Origin of the sequence: Streptomyces sp. Ag109_O5-1, from assembly GCF_003814875.1 — a bacterium.
Taxonomy (GTDB): domain Bacteria; phylum Actinomycetota; class Actinomycetes; order Streptomycetales; family Streptomycetaceae; genus Streptomyces; species Streptomyces sasae.
The window spans coordinates 9,203,543-9,219,902 of record NZ_RKQF01000001.1 but is presented as its reverse complement, the minus strand read 5'-3'; the positions used below and the strand labels follow the sequence as shown (position 1 = coordinate 9,219,902).

The following is a 16,360-nucleotide window of genomic DNA, read 5'->3' as shown; positions in this document are numbered from 1 at the left end:
CCGGAGTCCGCCGGTACGGCCGGCCCGGCACCGCCGTGGCTGATCGCCGTCCCGGCGCTGATCGCCGTTGCCGCGGCTGCGGCAGGTCTTCTCCGCCGCGACGGCGATCAGCCACGGCGGTGGTGTTCGGCGGTGGTGTTCGGCGGTGCTGAACCGGCCGTCGATGTCTCGCTCCCGTCGGTATTCGTTCAGCAGGCCCCGTCGGCTCTCGCCCCGCAGGGCTACGGTCGCCACAGGGGATGCTCACGCTTCGCCCACTCCCGGCTCACCTTGCCCGTCCGCAGGCCCCGGCGTGCCTCCGGGTCGGCCATGGCCATGCCGACGTGGCCCGCCAGGACGACGCCGATCGTCAGTGCCAGCCAGTCGTGGACGAAGGTGGCCGAGGTGCGCCACATCAGAGGCGTGAGGTGGGTGAACCACATCATGAGGCCCGTGGCCAGCATGACCAGGGTCGCGCCGGCGATCCAGTTCGCGTAGATCTTCTGGCCGGCGTTGAACTTGCCCGCCGGCCGGGAGGACGGGCGCTTGTCGCGGGCCAGGGCGGCGCGCAGCCAGAGTCTGTCGTGGGGGCCGAAGCGGTTGAGGAAGCCCAGGTCGGCGCGGAAGGCGCGGGAGGCCAGGCCGAGGAGCACCGGGACGGGTAGGGCGAGGCCCGCGCACTCGTGGATGCGGACGACCAGTTCACGGCGGCCGACGAGAACCGCCAGCTCCGGGATGTAGAGGCACGCGGCGGTCAGCACGCAGATGCCCATCAGCGCGGCCGTCGTGCGGTGGATCCAGCGCTCGGCGGCGGTGAACCGGTGCAGCCGCTCCGTCGCGGCCGGTGCCTCAGCTCGTAGGGTCATCGTCGCGTCCGTTCGAGCGGCCGACCCAGGCGTCGACGTCGTAGCCGAGCTTCTCCCAGTATCCGGGCTGGACCTTGTCCGTGACCGTGATGCCGGAGAGCCACTTGGCCGATTTGTAGAAGTACATGGGCGCCACATAGAGGCGGACCGGGCCGCCGTGGTCGTGGCTGATCTCCTTGTTCTGCATACGCAGCGCGACCAGGATGTCCGGCCGGCGCGCCTGGTCGAGGGTGAGGCTCTCGGTGTACGCGCCGTCGAAGCAGGTGAAGCGGATCGCCTTGGCGGTGTCCCGGACGCCCGCAAGGTCCAGGAGGTGCGAGAGGCGGACACCTTCGAAGGGCGTGTCGGGGACCCGCCATCCGGTGACGCACTGGACGTCCTTGACCAGCTTGCTCTGCGGCAGGGTCCGCAGGTCGTCCAGGGTGTAGGTGTGCGGCTTGTCGACCAGTCCGTCGATCTTCAGCTGGTAGTTCGCGGCGGTCTTGGTCGGCACCGACCCGGTCACCGAGTAGTAGCGGAAGCCGCCGCCGTTCGGGAGAAGCCCGGTCAGGCCCGTGGGGTCCTTCCCGGAGAAGGTGCCGAGCACCGACTCGGTGACGCGCTGCAGCACCGGCGCGGTCACCACACCGAGCGCGCCGAGGCCGATGGTGCCGAGGAACACCCGGCGGCCGATCGGGCTGCCCTGCTCGGTACGCCGTGGCTCCTCGGATTGTTCAGAGTTCACGTACTCATTCGAACACTCCCGGGGCGGGCGCGGCCACGGAATCGGCCGTCCGTAAGGAATCCACAACCTCTTCTCATGAACCTCCCAGCGCGCGTTCCCGGGCCGCCCGGAACGCCTCGCACGGGTCGCGGTCCGGATACGACCAGGGTGTCGGGGTGGCATGGCGGCCGATGCGCTGGAAGAGGGCCGCGGCCTCGGCGTACCGGCCGGCGCCGGAGGTGGCGTGGGCGAGGTGGTTGAGGTCGACATGGCGGCGCGGATGCTCCTCGATGCCCCATTCCACCCACCAGTCGAAGGCCGCGGTCAGGGCGCGCCGGGCGGACGGCTCGTCCCAGTGGCCGGCGGCGGCCGGGTCGGCGGGGGCCCGGCCGGTGACGGCCAGCACACGATGGCGTTCGGCGTACGCGACGACGGGGAGGACGGCGAGCGGTGAGTCGGCCGGGGCCTCGGCGGCCGAGCGTTCCGCGAAGGCGCACAGTTCGTACGTCCCTTCGGCCTCGGTCTCGGCGAGACGGGCGGCCATCAGGTGGTGGGCGTGGTGGTGCTCGGGATGGCGGCGGCGCACCTCGCCGAAGGCCCGGCGGGTCTCGTCGTCAGTGCCCAGGTACCGGGCCAGCAGCAGGCGGCCGAGCCATGGGGTGGGGTCGGCGGGGGCGAGCGCGGCGGCGCTGCCGCAGGCCTCGCGGGCCCGCTCGGGCCGCTCCTTGCCGCGCAGGGCGCGCCGGACCAGGGTCAGGGCGTACAGGGTGGTGGCGCCGGCGGAGCCGGGCTCGGCCAGCAGCCACTCGCGGGCCCAGGCGATGGCGTAGGGCTCGCGGGCGAGGACGGTGGCCCGGTGGCCGCGGCGGTCCCAGTCCTCACCCGTATGGAGCAGCAGGGAGCGGGCGGACTGCCAGCGGCCCTGGGCCAACGCGGCACGGGCGGAGATGAGTTCGGCGTCGTCGAGAGCGTCGTCGGGACAGTGTTCGCACCCGGGGTGCGCTGCCGCGCGGGAACCTTCGGCGACGGCCCGGCCTGGGCCTAAGAGGGGCGGGGTTGGGGGCACCGCGGAACTTCCTGGTTGTCGGGCTGCCATCGGCCGATCACGCACAGCAAACCCCCAGCCAAGACTTTGCGTCAAGCTGGACACTGCTGGTCCGGCGTTCAACTACCGTCGGCAGAACGGAACTTGACGCGCGCCGGGGTCCGGTTGGCGTACCGTGACCGTAGGGCTTCCGGTTCCGGCTGTGGCGTGCGCCATGGCGCGGGCCGCTCGCGCGTCGGACCATGGCAGTACGTTCCGGTGCCGCCCCGACCCACCGTCCGTGATCGGCCCGGGCAACGTGTCCGAGTCCGTCACCCGGTTCCGGTACTCCCGGAGCAATCCCCATCCGGCAGCGCTACAGTCGGCCACTACGCACCCCCGTAACCCGGCCGCATGATCGAGGTACGCAGCGTGTCCGTTCTGGTTCTGGTTCTCGCCGTGAGTGCCGCCTGTTGCCTCGGCTTCGGGTTCGTGCTCCAGCAGAACGTCGCACAGAAGGCCCCGCTCAGCGACTTCCTCTCGCCCCGCCTGCTGCTCGACCTGATGAAGGTGCCGCGCTGGCTCGGCGGCATCGGCCTCATGGTCGCCGGCATGATCCTCGGCGCGGTCGCCCTCGGCAAGGGCGAGATCTCCCTGGTCGAACCGCTGCTCGCGACGAACCTCCTGTTCGCCCTCGCGCTCTCCCGGCACCAGACCAAGCACCCCCTCAGCCACCAGGGCTGGGCGGGCCTCATCCTGCTCGCGGGCGGCGTCACCACGTTCATCGTGGCGGGCGAGCCACGCGGCGGCCACGCCATCGCCGACCCGCTGCGCCACTGGCTGATCATCGGAGTGACGGTCGGCATAGCCCTCGTGCTCACCACCTACGCCAAACGCTCCCGCCTCAGCGCAGGACCGACGCTGCTCGCCCTCGCCGCCGGCCTGCTGTACGGCGTCCAGGACGCGCTGACCCGGGTCACCGGCACGCGCTTCTCCGAGGGCGGCATCATGGAGGTGCTGACCGGCTGGCAGCCGTACGGCGTGCTGGCCCTCGGGGTCACCGGGCTGATCCTCGTGCAGAGCGCCTTCGAGACGGCGGAGCTGCGCATGTCGCTGCCCGCGCTCACCGCGGCCCAGCCGCTCGCCGGGATCCTGTGCGGTGTCGGCTTCCTCGGGGACAGGCTGCGCACCGACACCGGGGCGCTGGCCTGGGAGGCGGCGGCACTGGCGGCGATCGTGGCGGGCATCGTGCTGCTCGGGCTGCATCCGGCGATGCCGCGCGGTACGGCGCCGAGGGAACCCTCGCTGGACCTCCAGCCGCGCTGACGCCCGCTGACACCCGCGGCCGTCGGCTGCTTGGATGGCGGCATGAGCGCTGCTGACGAAATCCTCGACATCGTCGACGAGAACGACCAGGTCATCGGGCAGTCCCCGCGCGGCGAGGCGTACGCCCGGGGCCTGCGCCACCGCTGCGTCTTCATCCAGGCCCGGGACGCCGCCGGCCGCCTCTTCGTCCACCGCCGCACCGCGACCAAGCTGGTCTTCCCCTCCCTGTACGACATGTTCGTCGGGGGCGTGGTCGGCACCGGCGAGTCCTACGACGACGCGGCGCTGCGCGAGGCCGAGGAGGAACTGGGCGTGAGCGGGCTCCCCCGGCCGACGTTCCTCTTCAAGTTCCTGTACGAGAACGGCGCGGGCCAGAGCTGGTGGTCGGCGGTGTACGAGGTGCGCTGCGAGCTGCCGGTCCAGCCCCAGGTGGAGGAGGTGGCCTGGCACGACTTCCTGACCGAGGAGGAGCTGGCCGGGCGGCTCGGTGAGTGGGAGTGGGTGCCGGACGGGCTGGCGGCGTGGGAGCGGCTGCGGACGAGGCGCCCTCGGCTGTAGCGCCCTTTCAGGGGCGCGGGGCTGTGTCGATATGCGGCTCCGCCGCGTGGGCGCGACCAGCCCCCACCCACCCGCAGCCGACGCACGGCCGACACACCCCGGTAGTCTTCCTGTACGTGATCGAATTCGCGCGGAACGTCCGTTTGTGGTTCGCCCCCGAGGTCGTCCGGCAGGAGGGCACGACGCCCGACTACCGTTTCTCCCTCGCCAACGAGCGGACCTTCCTGGCCTGGCTGCGCACCGCCCTCGCCCTGATCGGCGGCGGCTTCGCCGTGGACCAGTTCCTGCCCGACCTCCGCTGGGGCTGGCGCGTCGGCCTCGCGCTCGCGCTCCTCGCCGCCGGCGTGCTGTGCTCGCTGCGTGCCGTGAACCACTGGATGCGCTGCGAGCGGGCGATGCGGCGCGGTGAGGATCTGCCGGTGTCCCGGTTCCCGGCCCTGCTGAGCGTGGTCGTCGCCGTGGTCGCCGTCGCGATGGTGCTCGTCGTGCTCGTCGGGTGGGAAGGGTGACCGAGCCGCGCCGCGACCCGGGGCTGCAGCCGGAGCGGACCCGGCTGGCCTGGCGGCGTACGACGCTGTCGGCGACCGTCGCCGCCATACTCGCCGCGAAGACCGCGCTGCACGGCTCCGCCTCGGCCGTGGGAGTGGCCGCCTGCGCCGCGTGCGGTCTGCTCTGGCTGGGCTTCCTCCTGGTCGCCAACCGCCGTATCCGCGCCCTCGCCACCACTGACCGCCCCCGGGCGCTGCCCCCGCGGCAGGCGACCGCGGCGGTGCTGTGCACGGTCGCGATCGCGGTCTGCGCCGCCGCACTGGTCGTATGAGCACCTGCTCCTGAAGGCCTACCCCGCCTCCGGCGGGTCGACCGTCACCACCGGTTTCCCCGGGTCCGTCCCTCCTGGCTGCGCCGGTGCGCGTCGGCCGTCCGCTCCAGCGGGAACGTCCCGTCGACATGGACGGTCACCGCCCCCTGCTCCGCGAGCGCGGAGAGCCGTTTCAGGACGCCGTCCAGATGGCCCTCGCGGCCCTTCCAGTCGACCGGGTCGACGGCCGCCGCCCGCACCTTCACCAGCACCGCGTCGGGGCCGATCTTGGGGTCCCTGACCTCGCCGTACTCCAGTACCCCGGGTCCGCCGTACCGGCTGTAGCTGATGCCCTTCATGCACACGACCCTCCGGGGTACTCGGGCGCCACGCAACCGGGATACCCGTATATGCACCGTTTGCGTGGCAGCCTGTCCGTCGGCATCACGCCACACTCCTGAACCCCGCACACCCTGAAGGTGAGCAGCATGACCACCCTTCATCAGGAACACACCACGCACGGCCACAGCCACGGACCGGACTGCGGGCACGACCAGGTGCCGCACGGCGACCACGTCGACTACGCGCACAACGGGCATCTGCACCGCGAGCACGGCGGCCACTGGGACGAGTGCGAGCCCGACGCGCATGTCACCCACGACGGCCACGACCACCGGCACGGCGACGGCTGCGGACACACCGGCGTACTGCACGGCGATCACATCGACTACCTGCACGACGGCCACCGGCACGCCGAGCACGACGGCCACTGGGACGACCACTGAGCCGGCCCCCGCATCCGTGACGGCTCCCCGCTCTGCGTGCGCGGGGAGCCGTCACCCGCCGGTCGGGTCGTAGGGTGGTCCCGGTCACGTTTGGCTCACCCGCTGGACGACATACCGACTGGTCGGCATCATAAGTCGGGTCCTGTTCATTCGTTCGTAGGAGCGATGCATGAGCCCCGACCACCCGCCCGGACTGGATCTCGACCGGCTGCGCGGTCTGCTCGACCACGAGCGCCCCGGCCTGGTGACCGGTCCGCTGACCGGAAGGCTGATCGAGGGCGGACGGTCGAACCTCACCTACGCGATCTCCGACGGCACCTCGAAGTGGGTCGTACGACGGCCGCCGCTGGGCCACGTCCTGGCCACCGCGCACGACATGAAGCGCGAGCACCGGGTGATCAGCGGGCTGTACCCGACCGAGGTGCCGGTGCCGCGCCCGGTGCTGCTGTGCGAGGACGAGGAGGTCCTCGGCGCGCCGTTCTATGTGATGGAGTTCGTCGAGGGCACCCCGTACCGCACCGCCGACCAGCTCGTCCCGCTCGGTGCGGAGCGCACCCGCAACGCGGTGCTGTCCCTCGTGGACACGCTGGTCGAGCTGCACGCCGTGGACCCCGAGGAGGTCGGCCTCGCCGACTTCGGGCGGCCCGAGGGCTTCCTGGACCGCCAGCTGCGCCGCTGGGGCAAGCAGCTGGACGCCTCCCGCAACCGGGACCTGGCCGGCATCGACGAGCTGCACGCGACCCTGGGCCGCCGGCTGCCCGACTCCCCCGCGCCCACCGTCATCCACGGCGACTACCGCCTCGACAACGTCCTGATCGGCGACGACGACCGGATCAAGGCGATCCTCGACTGGGAGATGTCCACGCTCGGCGACCCGCTGACCGACCTGGGCCTGCTGGTGATGTACAGCCAGCCGCTCGGCACGCCCGACTCGCCGGTGTCTACCACCGCCGAGGCACCCGGCCACCCGTCCCCGCAGGAACTGGTCGAGCGCTACGCGGCCCGCTCCGGCCGGGACGTCTCGCAGATCTCCTGGTACACGGCGTTCGCCTGGTTCAAGCTCGCCGTGATCCTGGAGGGCATCCACTACCGGTACACGCTGGGCCAGACGCTCGGGCAGGGCTTCGACCGCATCGGCGAACTCGTCCCCGTCTTCATCGACCACGGACTGACCACTCTTCAGGAAGGCTGACCGGCCATGGACTTCGCGTTCGACGCGCGCACCGAGGAACTGCGCGCCAAGCTGCTCGCCTTCATGGACGAGTACGTGTACCCGGCCGAGTCGGTGGCGGAGGAGCAGCGCGCCGCGCTGGCCTCGCCGTGGGACACCCCGGCCGTGGTCGAGGAGCTGAAGGCCGAGGCCCGCAGGCAGGGCCTGTGGAACCTCTTCCTCCCCGACGCCGAGTACGGCGCCGGCCTCACCAACCTCCAGTACGCGCCGCTCGCCGAGATCACCGGCCGCTCCCCGCACCTGGGGCCGACCGCGCTGAACTGCGCGGCCCCGGACACCGGCAACATGGAGGTGCTGGCCCAGTTCGCCGACGAGGCACAGAAGAAGCAGTGGCTGGAGCCGCTGCTGGCCGGTGAGATCCGCTCCGCGTTCGCCATGACCGAGCCGGAGGTGGCCTCCTCCGACGCCACCAACATCACCACGTACATCGAGCGGGACGGCGACGACTACGTCATCACCGGCCGCAAGTGGTACATCTCCGGGGCGATGAACCCGGACTGCAAGATCTTCATCGTGATGGGCAAGACCGACCCGGACGGCGCCGACGTCCGGCGCCAGCAGTCCATGGTGCTGGTCCCGCGCGACACCCCCGGTGTCACGGTGAAGCGCGCGATGCAGGTCTTCGGCTACCAGGACCACTCCCACGGCGGCCACGCCGAGGTGGTCTTCGACCACGCGCGCGTGCCGGTCGCCAACCTGATCGGCGAGGAGGGCGGCGGCTTCGCCATCGCCCAGGCCCGCCTGGGCCCGGGCCGCATCCACCACTGCATGCGGCTGATCGGCATGGCCGAGCGGGCGATCGAGCTGATGTGCCGCAGGGCCGTCTCCCGCCAGGCCTTCGGCAAGGCGCTCGCCCAGCAGGGCGTGGTGCACAACTGGATCGCCGACGCGCGTGTGACCGTCGAGCAGCTGCGGCTGCTGGTCCTCAAGACGGCCTGGCTGATGGACACCGTCGGCAACCGGGGCGCCCACACCGAGATCCAGGCCATCAAGATCGCCACACCGCGTGCGGTCGTCGACATCATCGACCGGGCGATCCAGCTGCACGGCGCGGGCGGTGTCAGCCAGGACTTCCCGCTGGCCGAACTGTACGCGGCGGCACGCACGTTGATGATCGCCGACGGCCCGGACGAGGTCCACCAGCGGTCGCTGGCGCGCCGGGAGCTGAAGAAGTACCTGTAGGACACCGGAAGAACGCGGAAGGCCCCGGCTGTAACGACGCCGGGGCCTTCCTCGGTGCTACGGGGTGTCTACGGGGTGGCTGTTACGGGCTCTCCCACTGCGCCCTGTTCACCCCGTCCGGGTCCGGCACCACGGCACACCAGCGGCCCATGGCGCCGTCCGTCAGCAACAGATCGAAGCCCGCGCCCACGACGTCGGACAGGCTGTCGGCCCCACCGGGATATTCCCGGTGGGCCAGTGCGCCAGGCAGCAGCGGGGACACGAAGGCGGTGAAGCCGTCGTCCAGCACCTCGGCGTCGTCCGGCACCTCGGTGGTGGCCCGCAGGTCCGGCTCGGCGACCACGCACAGGAGAGAACGCGGCGACACCAGTCGGGCCACTTCGGCCGCGTTCTCCCGGGTCACCCGGAACCATCTGGAACCGTAGGAGCCGTGCGCCCAGCGCTCGCACAACAGCGTGGTTCCGTCCGACACCTTCCGCACCGCGTCCCAGAAGCCCTCGTCCGCGACGGCCTCGACCGGGTCCGGCACGTCCGCGGACTCCGGGAACGTGCTGCGGAACTCGAGACTGACCTCCGCGCCGAGGTATCCCGCCAGCGCGGCGCCCGTCTCCGGCGTGACCCAGAGGTGTACGGCCCCGTCCCACCCGGACTGGATGTGAAGCCGTCCGGGCGCGGAGAGACGGCAGTACGGTCCGTCTCCGGCGACCATCCGCCGGACGAGGTCGAGCGCCTCCGCGGGAGGAACCCGGACTCCGTTACGGAGGCCCGAGTACCTGTCCGGCAGGGGCTGGTTCACCAGCAGCTCGCCGACCTCCAGGAGATCAACGGCGCTCTTCTCGACGACCGTTTCGAGCACGCTGCGCAGTTCCGCCGCATACGCACTCCAGTCGGGCGCGTCCGCCAGCTCGTCGCGCACGAGCCCACTGCGCGGGCCGACGACGACCTCGGTGTTCACTTCGCCAGCCATTTGAGCCCCAGCACGTCTCCCGTCGGGGATATGTCCAGTCCGTACGTCCCGTCCCGAGCCGAGTCCTTGGTCGACTGGAAGGGGTTCTTGAAACTGGCTCCCTTGAATATGGCCTGCTTGTTGTGGCCGGTCCGGTCGTAGGTGATGTACCGCGGCTGACCGCCCGTCGCCTTCTTGTTCTCCCAGATCTGGGCTCCGCCCGCGGACCGCATCTTGGTCTTCTTGTATCCCAGGTAGTTCGCGACGTCGTCGGCCTGTGCCCGGGTGAGCGAGTTGCAGTTGTCGTTGTGTACGAGGACCGAAGTCGACCCGGCCCGCACATAGTACGTGTGCAGGTCGGCCACGGTGAGGTTGTGGACCGTGGCCTGCTGGGTCCACCGCCGGAGCGCGCTGATCCGTACCCCGGTGCCGGCGGAGGTGCGCAGTGACTCGCCCGTGGTGAGGTCGGTGGCGTCGATCCACCTGCCCAGCTCCGGGACCCAGAACGGGTGGCCGTCGGTCGCCGTGACCGAGACGGTCCGCTTCCCGCCCTTTCCGTCGTCGACGGAGAGAGTGATCCTGACCAGGTGCTTGAGGCCCTTGCCGGTGATCTCGGCGGTGACCGTCTTGACCTCGGTGCGGCCGGTCTTCGGGTCGGTGGCGAGGACCTTGTCGCCGGTCTTCACGTCCTCGATCGGCTTGGTCGTGCCGTCGGCCATGAGGACCGCGGTGCCCGGGACGAAGCTGTTGCAGGGTCGTGGGCGTTCCGCGCCGGCCGCGCCGCCGATGTAGGCGAGCAGGGCGTCGTTGACCATGCCCTCGATGACCTTGCCCCGCGCCACCTCCTTGTCCTCGTCCGCGCACTGCTGGGCGTTGTAGACGCAGTAGGTGGCCGCGATCTCCTTCGCCGTCGCCACATCGGCGTCGTCGCCGTTGTGGAGGACGTAGAGGTAGGCCTGACGGCAGCCCTCCCGCCCGTAGCAGGCGGAGCCGGCCTTCTTGGACTCGTAGACGGGGTTGTCCCAGAAGTCGTCCGTGAACTCCCCGTCCATCATGCTCGCCCAGTAGTTCTGGAGCTTGTCGATGTCGTTGGTGACGGGGGTGTTGGCGGCCGTCCAGGCCTTCTGCCGGGCATGGGCGCGCTTGTAGATGTTGCCGCGGTGGTAGTCGCTGGTGCCCGTCTTCGGGTCGTAGCCGACTTCCTGCTGCTCGTGCTTGCTGCAGTACTTCACGTCGTACTGGCAGGAGTTGGGCCTGGAGCCGATCTCCGTGCCCGCCGGGTCGGAGTAGGTGAGCGGGTTGTTGTCGGCGTAGCTGTAGCCGTTCATCTGCTGCGGGTCGTCGGCCGTGAAGACCGGGTCGACCGACAGGAAGCGGCCGGTCGCCGGGTCGTACTCGCGTGCGCCGAGATGGGTCAGGCCGGTCGCCTTGTCCGTGGTGCCGCCGACGAAGCCCTTGGTGCCGGGCCAGTTGCCCGGCTCGGTACCTCGGGTGTCGCCGAAGGGCTCGGTGCGGCGCTGGGCGAGGGCCTGGGTGTCGGCGTTGACGGAGAGCTGGGCCGTGCCGTGGTGGTCGGCCAGGGTGAAGGAGATCGTCCCGTCGTCCTGCTGGACGGCCTGGTGGCCGCCGCCGAGGTCGAAGTACCGGGTGGCCTTCGCCGTGCTCGCGCCCTTGGCCAGGGTGATCTCGGTCGAGCCGAGGTAGAGCGTGGTCTCGGTCGGGGTGCGGCCGATGAGCCGGTCGCCGTCGGCGTCGTACAGGTACTCGGTGACCTTGTCGCTGCCGCCCGCCACCGGCTGGGTCACCTTGGCCAGATGGCCCTCCGCGTCCCAGTCCAGGGTCTGGGAGGTGCCGTCACCGAGCAGCCGGGTGTGGGTGTCGCCGATGTCGTCGTAGGTGAAGCTGTCGGTGGACTTGACCGTGCCTGCCGTGGTGTCCACCGAGTCCAGCTTGTGCGAGCCGGGCTTCGGGTAGTGGTAGACGCGCTGGGCGTCCGAGGCCCCGGAGGCGGTGGCGTGCTGGGTCTCGGTGAGCCGGTTGCCGACGACGTCGTAGGAGTAGGAGGTCCAGTACGGCGCCGGACCGCCCAGGACCCCCGAGGACGGGTCGGCGGCACAGCCGGTGGTCGGCTGTGACCATGCCTCGGTCAGCCGGCCCAGGTAGTCGTAGTCGAAGCACTGGTTGTCGGTGCCGGAGCGCGAGGTGTCCGAGACGGACAGGACGTTGCCGGCCTCGTCGTACGTGTACGTGTTGTGCTGGTCGACACCGGTCACGTCCTGCCGGCTCACCTCCGAGGTCGCGAGCCGCTGTGTGCCCCACTGGTAGGTGTTGTTCTCGACCGTCTCCTTGCCGCCGTTCGCGGTGAGGACGTACTGCAGCGGCTTGCCCGTGTCGCTGTAGGACGTCGAGCCCTTCAGGTTCTTCGGGCCGCTGACCGCGATCGGCCGCTGGGTGCCGCTCTCGTAGGTGTAGGCGAACGTCTCGGCCGCCAGCGCACCGGCCTTGGGGTAGCCGACGCCCTGCACCGTGCCGGAGAGGTTGTAGGTGGTCGTCGACAGGTACGTGCCGGCCAGGGAGCCCTCGATCGAGGGAATCGTCACCTGGGTGCGCTGCGGGCGGTAGAGCCGGTCGTACGCGAGGACCTTGGTGCTGTACGCCTGCCCGCCGCTGTAGCGGACGGACTCGGCCAGCTGGCCCTTGGCGCCGCTGACGGTGTCGTAGACCCACTTGGCGCGCAGGGTGCCGGTGGCCGAGGTGTCGTGCAGTTCGGTCCTGCGGCCCTGGCCGTCGTAGACGTAGGCGAGGACGGTGCCACGGGCGTCCTTGGTGGTGGTCACGAGCCCGCGGTCGTCGTACTCGGTGTGGGTGGCGCCCTTGTCCGGGTCGGTGGTGTCGGTGAGCCGGCCGAGCAGGTCGTACGTCCAGGTCCAGGAGTTGCCGCCCGGATCGGTGACCTTGGTCAGCTCACCGCGCGGACTGTAGTGGTAGGCGGTGGTGTCGAAGGCGGCCTCGGGGGCGCGGGCGTGCAGTTCGCGGATCTCGGTGGTCTGGCCGCGCGAGTCGTTGAGGGTGGTGGTGGCGGTGGAGCCGACCGGCGGGATGACGGTGGTGCGGTCGCCGCCGTAGACGGTCCTGGTGATGCCGAGGACCGTGCCGCCGTCGCCGTTGCCGGCGATCTGCCGCAGCTCGGTCGGCCGGCCCAGACCGTCGTAGGTGTAGCGGTTCTGGGTCTCCACGCTCAGCGCGTTCTCCGGCTTGAACATCGTCGTGGACGGCGCGGTGGTGTCGGTGTAGTAGGAGGCGAACTCCTTGGCCACCTCGCCGCGTTCGTCGTAGAAGGTGTCGCTGAGGAGGGTGCCGCCCCTGGGGCCCGGCGCCTGGGTCTGGCGGGGGCGCAGGAAGCCGTCGTAGAAGGCGTACGAGGTGTCCTGTGCGCCGTTGTTACCGATGATCTTGGTGCCTACGGCCACCGGCTTGGCGTCGGTGATGGTGTACGTGAACTCGTAGCTCGGGGTCTGGCTCGTGGTCCGGTCGGCCAGCCAGACCTTGGTGGTGCGGCCCAGCGGATCGTAGGCGTACGTCGTGACCTTGCCGTTGGTGTCGGTCTGGGTCAGCGTCTGGCCGCGCAGCGGGTCGAAGGTCTGGGTGGTGGTGGTCGCGGTGGTGCTGTCGCCGGGGGTGACCGGCGGGTTGGTGACGGAGGAGGAGGTGGCGAAGCCCGAGGTCGGGTTGTAGGCGGTGGTGGTGGTACGGCCGTCCGAACGCGCGGTGCGGGTGAGTGTGCCCGCAGCGGTGACGGTGACGTCCGCGGTCAGGTCGGTGGTGGTCAGCACGCGGCCGTAGCCGTCGTAGCCGGAGCCGGACTCCACGTAGACGGCCGTGCTGCCGTCGTACTTCTTGAGCTTGGCGACCCGGGTGGCGTCGCCCTTGGTGGCCGCCGCCCCGTAGGCGCCGCCGTCGTAGGCGGTGCGGGTGTCGGAGACGACGTCGGCGGGCCGGCTGGTGGCGGCGTCGCACGCCTTGGCGACGGTCTCGACGCGCACCGGGGTGTTCAGGACGGCGCTGCCGGAGACGTAGGTGGAGCGGGTGCACTGGTCGTCGTCCGTGGTGGACGTGTCACCGGCGTCGTCGATCCGGGTGATCAGGCCGGTCACCGGGTCGAGGGTGTTGGTGAGGGAGGTGGTGCGCCACTTGGCGCCGGCGCCGTCGTCCAGGGAGGTCCAGGTCCTGGTGTTCTCGGTGCCGGTGAGGTCGGCGGTGACGGTGCCCCAGTCCCGGACCTTCTTCGCGGTCTCCTGGTGCCAGGGGCGGTTCACCGTCTTGGCGAGGACGTTCCCGCCGGGCGCGGAGTAGGTGACGGTCTTGTAGCCGAACCCGGCCGTCGAGGCGTGGTCGGTGATCGGGTCGCCCTCGCCGGAGTCCAGGGTGACACTGACGTCCTTGGTTCCGCCGGTGGTGTTCTTGCGGTCGCCGTCCATGCCGCGCAGGAAGTAGCTGTCGGTCTGCGTCCGCATCGCCGGGGCGCCGCCCTGGCCGCCGGTGCGTACGCGGACATGGCCGTAGCCGCGCCAGTCGGACCAGGTCTTGAACTTGTCCTTGGTCATCCCGTCGGTGTCGTCGTAGTGCCAGGCGGCGCCGTCCAGGTAGTCGTACATGGTGACCTGGTCGGGGGCACCGCCGGTGCGGTCGGTCGAGGTGACCGTGTCGACGACGTACTTGTTGAACCACTGCCGTTCGGGGTCGGTGGTGGCGTCACCGCCGATGTACTGCGGGAAACAGCGGGTGGTGTTGGTCTCCGGGGTGGGCAGTGCGGCGAAGTCGCAGGCCGGGGCGGAGTAGCCGACGTCGATCTGGCCGCCGGACTCGTCGTCGACGGTGGACAGGCGGGCCTTGATGAAGGGCGCCCAGCCGTCGCCCGTCTTGTCGAGCCGGTTGGCGAGCTGGGTGTAGGCGAAGGTGACCTTCGGCAGGGTGACCGAGCTGGTGCCGTCGTGTCCGGTCCGCTGGACGGAGTCGAGCAGCAGCTGGTAGTCGATGTCGGCCTGGCCCCAGCGGTGGGCGAGCTTCCAGTCGTCGACCTCGCTGTAGCCGCCGCCGGACCCCAGGACCTTGGTGCTGACGCCGGTGAGCCGTTTGCGGGTGAAGAACGCCGGGGAGACCCGGCCCTTGTCGCAGTCGGTGCCCGCGTCGCAGTTCAGGTCCCAGGGGGTGTCGTACCAGTGGGAGGCGTCCTTGGTGATCGAGGAGCAGTCCGTGGAGCTGTCCGGGATGCACCGCTCGGAGCTGGTGAAGTCGACCCGGGCGAGCGCCTTCGCCGAGTACACGGAGGTGTTCTTCAGCCCGTAGTCGATGTGGTCCAGGGCGCCGCCGCGCACATAGGGGGTGTCGTCGGCCGGCTTGAGGTTGCGGCCGTAGGAGTTGGTCTCCTTGTTGTAGTAGTAGGCGACGGCGTCACCGTGGGTGTCCACGACGTAGTCCAGGTTCCAGCGCCAGCCCTGCTGGCACCAGGAGTCGGCGAACGCGGCCGCGTGGCAGGGCTCGCCGGAGTCGTCGCCGTAGACCGGGACGGTCCAGGTGGAGTCGGTGGTCGCCTTGCCGGTCGCCCAGCCGGGCAGCCGGTTGTAGCCGAAGTAGTACTGGGTGCCGTCGGGGGTGGTCACCCGCCAGTACTCGTCGTTGCGGGCGCCGTTGGAGCGGACGTCGGAGGAAGTGCCGTAGATCCGCTCGACCTTGGTGCCGTCGTCGTCCTTCAGCTTCCAGGTGTCGGTGCCGCTCGGCACCAGCTCGCCGCCGGTGCCGTTGAGTTGGAGCACTGCGTTGTCGTAGCCCCAGCACAGGTCGCCGGGCACGTTGCCGTCGGCGTTCTTGACGTCGTCGTCGGAGCAGCCCTTGTAACGGCGCTCGATGTACCCGGGTGACAGGTCGAAGCCGTCGCCGACCCAGGAGGACTGGTTGTTGGTGTTGCCGGTACGGCCGTCGACGGCTCCGGAGGAGTAGGACAGGGAGAGGTTGGGGACCAGACCGCCTGACACCTGGGGCACCGCCAGGGGGTACGACCAGGCGAACGAACCGCTGTTGAGGTCGGTGCTCCAGGTGGCGGAGGCGGACAGGGAGGTGGCCTGGTAGTCGCCGAGACCGCTGCCGGAGCCGGCGACCGCGGCGAGCACGGTGGCCGACGAGGCGCTGAGGGTGACGGCCTTCGCGGTGAGGGTCTTCGTCTCCGGGTCGTTGACCGTGGCCACCGGCTCGGTGGTGCGGCACTGCGGCTTCTGCGGACTGGTCAGCACACAGGCGGGCAGCTCGACGAGGCGAAGCCGGTCGGCGTAGCCGCCGCCGAAGGCGCCGGCGAAGGAGGCGTAGTCGAGCCCGGCGCGGACCTTGCCGGCGTCCTCGGCGCGGCCCGCGCGCAGGGTGAAGACAGGGCCGTCCAGGCCGGCCTTCCGTGCGAAGGCGCGGTCGAGAACACGGGCGGCGACCTTGCCGGTGGCGGCCTTGGCACCGGCCCCCTTGCCGGTTGCTGCCTTGGCACGGGCGCCCTTGGCAGTGGCGTCCCCGGTTGCGAGGGTGAGCGGCAGGCCCTTCGCACGGGCCGGCTTCGAGCCGAGTGTGACCGTCGCCGCGCCCGGCTTCGGCCAGGCGGCGGCCGGCGGCCGCTGCGGGGTGCGCGGGGTCTTCATGACCTTGCGCGGCTTGGCCTTGGCGGCCGGGCCGCCGGCGACCGGAGGTTCGGAGGCGGGCACCGCGGGCCGGTGCCAGCCCTCGGCGACGGCCGGGGCGGTGACGCCCTGGAGCAGGGTGGCGGTCAGCACCGAGGCGGTGGCCAGGGCGATTCTGCGTCGTGGTGTACGGAACAGGAACAGGCGGGCAAGCCCGCGTGCTTCGGGTCTCATGGTCATCCCTCGTGGTCCCCTGTAGCGCGCCACCGGGTGCCGGTCCGCGGTCGGTGCGGTACGGCACCCGG

At 70.8% G+C, this 16,360-nt stretch carries 13 protein-coding genes; 7 read left to right on the top strand and 6 right to left on the bottom strand.

The window, feature by feature from the left end:
* Nucleotides 1-221 precede the first annotated feature (221 nt).
* The 3 genes from EDD90_RS41970 to EDD90_RS41960 form a co-directional block, all read right to left on the bottom strand.
* Nucleotides 222-845: a cytochrome b/b6 domain-containing protein gene (locus tag EDD90_RS41970; protein WP_123978322.1), complete on the bottom strand. Its 624-nt coding sequence runs from the start codon at nt 843-845 to the stop codon at nt 222-224.
* Complete coding sequence (locus EDD90_RS41965; protein WP_123978321.1) at nt 829-1,569, bottom strand: molybdopterin-dependent oxidoreductase; 741 nt, start codon at nt 1,567-1,569, stop codon at nt 829-831. Before EDD90_RS41965 ends, EDD90_RS41970 begins: the two co-directional genes overlap by 17 nt.
* Before the next feature lie 73 nt (nt 1,570-1,642).
* Nucleotides 1,643-2,614, bottom strand: coding sequence for a hypothetical protein (locus EDD90_RS41960; protein ID WP_260328473.1), 972 nt, complete (start codon nt 2,612-2,614; stop codon nt 1,643-1,645).
* A 372-nt stretch (nt 2,615-2,986) separates the two neighbouring features.
* Between EDD90_RS41960 and EDD90_RS41955 the strand changes: the two genes are divergently transcribed.
* The 4 genes from EDD90_RS41955 (at nt 2,987) to EDD90_RS41940 (ending at nt 5,276) form a co-directional block, all read left to right on the top strand.
* Nucleotides 2,987-3,898 carry a DMT family transporter gene (locus tag EDD90_RS41955; RefSeq protein ID WP_260328472.1) on the top strand — a complete coding sequence of 304 codons (912 nt, stop codon included), beginning with the start codon at nt 2,987-2,989 and terminating at the stop codon, nt 3,896-3,898.
* Between the two features lie 42 nt (nt 3,899-3,940).
* Nucleotides 3,941-4,456: an NUDIX hydrolase gene (locus EDD90_RS41950; RefSeq protein WP_123978319.1), complete on the top strand. Its 516-nt coding sequence runs from the start codon at nt 3,941-3,943 to the stop codon at nt 4,454-4,456.
* A gap of 116 nt (nt 4,457-4,572) precedes the next feature.
* Nucleotides 4,573-4,965: a YidH family protein gene (locus EDD90_RS41945; RefSeq protein ID WP_123978318.1), complete on the top strand. Its 393-nt coding sequence runs from the start codon at nt 4,573-4,575 to the stop codon at nt 4,963-4,965.
* A complete protein-coding gene (locus tag EDD90_RS41940; RefSeq protein WP_260328471.1) occupies nt 4,962-5,276 on the top strand; it encodes a DUF202 domain-containing protein in 315 nt (104 codons plus the stop codon). Before EDD90_RS41945 ends, EDD90_RS41940 begins: the two co-directional genes overlap by 4 nt.
* A 44-nt stretch (nt 5,277-5,320) precedes the next feature.
* On the opposite strand, the gene EDD90_RS41935 is transcribed toward EDD90_RS41940, so the two are convergent.
* Complete coding sequence (locus EDD90_RS41935; RefSeq protein WP_123978316.1) at nt 5,321-5,614, bottom strand: zinc-binding dehydrogenase; 294 nt, start codon at nt 5,612-5,614, stop codon at nt 5,321-5,323.
* A gap of 129 nt (nt 5,615-5,743) precedes the next feature.
* On the opposite strand from EDD90_RS41935, the gene EDD90_RS41930 reads away from it, so the two are divergent.
* The 3 genes from EDD90_RS41930 (at nt 5,744) to EDD90_RS41920 (ending at nt 8,453) form a co-directional block, all read left to right on the top strand.
* Nucleotides 5,744-6,040: a hypothetical protein gene (locus EDD90_RS41930; protein WP_123978315.1), complete on the top strand. Its 297-nt coding sequence runs from the start codon at nt 5,744-5,746 to the stop codon at nt 6,038-6,040.
* Between the two features lie 169 nt (nt 6,041-6,209).
* Nucleotides 6,210-7,232 (top strand): phosphotransferase family protein, encoded by a 1,023-nt coding sequence (locus tag EDD90_RS41925; RefSeq protein WP_123978314.1) that lies wholly within the window; start codon nt 6,210-6,212, stop codon nt 7,230-7,232.
* A 6-nt stretch (nt 7,233-7,238) separates the two neighbouring features.
* The gene (locus EDD90_RS41920; protein WP_123978313.1) at nt 7,239-8,453 is read left to right on the top strand and encodes an acyl-CoA dehydrogenase family protein; all 1,215 of its coding nucleotides are present in this window, start codon (nt 7,239-7,241) and stop codon (nt 8,451-8,453) included.
* 82 nt (nt 8,454-8,535) lie between these two features.
* Here EDD90_RS41920 and EDD90_RS41915 read toward each other — a convergent pair whose 3' ends face one another.
* Nucleotides 8,536-9,420, bottom strand: a complete 885-nt coding sequence (locus EDD90_RS41915; RefSeq protein ID WP_123978312.1) for a hypothetical protein — start codon at nt 9,418-9,420, stop codon at nt 8,536-8,538.
* A complete protein-coding gene (locus tag EDD90_RS41910) occupies nt 9,405-16,289 on the bottom strand; it encodes a polymorphic toxin-type HINT domain-containing protein (RefSeq protein ID WP_123978311.1) in 6,885 nt (2,294 codons plus the stop codon). Before EDD90_RS41910 ends, EDD90_RS41915 begins: the two co-directional genes overlap by 16 nt.
* Nucleotides 16,290-16,360: the final 71 nt, after the last annotated feature.

What these genes read in the sequence shown, in the direction of transcription:
- EDD90_RS41970 (WP_123978322.1), bottom strand. Translation starts at nt 845, where the DNA reads ATGACCCTACGAGCTGAGGCACCGGCCGCGACGGAGCGGCTGCACCGG.
- EDD90_RS41955 (WP_260328472.1), top strand. Translation starts at nt 2,987, where the DNA reads ATGATCGAGGTACGCAGCGTGTCCGTTCTGGTTCTGGTTCTCGCCGTG.
- EDD90_RS41950 (WP_123978319.1), top strand. Translation starts at nt 3,941, where the DNA reads ATGAGCGCTGCTGACGAAATCCTCGACATCGTCGACGAGAACGACCAG.
- EDD90_RS41935 (WP_123978316.1), bottom strand. Translation starts at nt 5,614, where the DNA reads ATGAAGGGCATCAGCTACAGCCGGTACGGCGGACCCGGGGTACTGGAG.
- EDD90_RS41930 (WP_123978315.1), top strand. Translation starts at nt 5,744, where the DNA reads ATGACCACCCTTCATCAGGAACACACCACGCACGGCCACAGCCACGGA.
- EDD90_RS41925 (WP_123978314.1), top strand. Translation starts at nt 6,210, where the DNA reads ATGAGCCCCGACCACCCGCCCGGACTGGATCTCGACCGGCTGCGCGGT.
- EDD90_RS41920 (WP_123978313.1), top strand. Translation starts at nt 7,239, where the DNA reads ATGGACTTCGCGTTCGACGCGCGCACCGAGGAACTGCGCGCCAAGCTG.
- EDD90_RS41915 (WP_123978312.1), bottom strand. Translation starts at nt 9,420, where the DNA reads ATGGCTGGCGAAGTGAACACCGAGGTCGTCGTCGGCCCGCGCAGTGGG.
- EDD90_RS41910 (WP_123978311.1), bottom strand. Translation starts at nt 16,289, where the DNA reads ATGAGACCCGAAGCACGCGGGCTTGCCCGCCTGTTCCTGTTCCGTACA.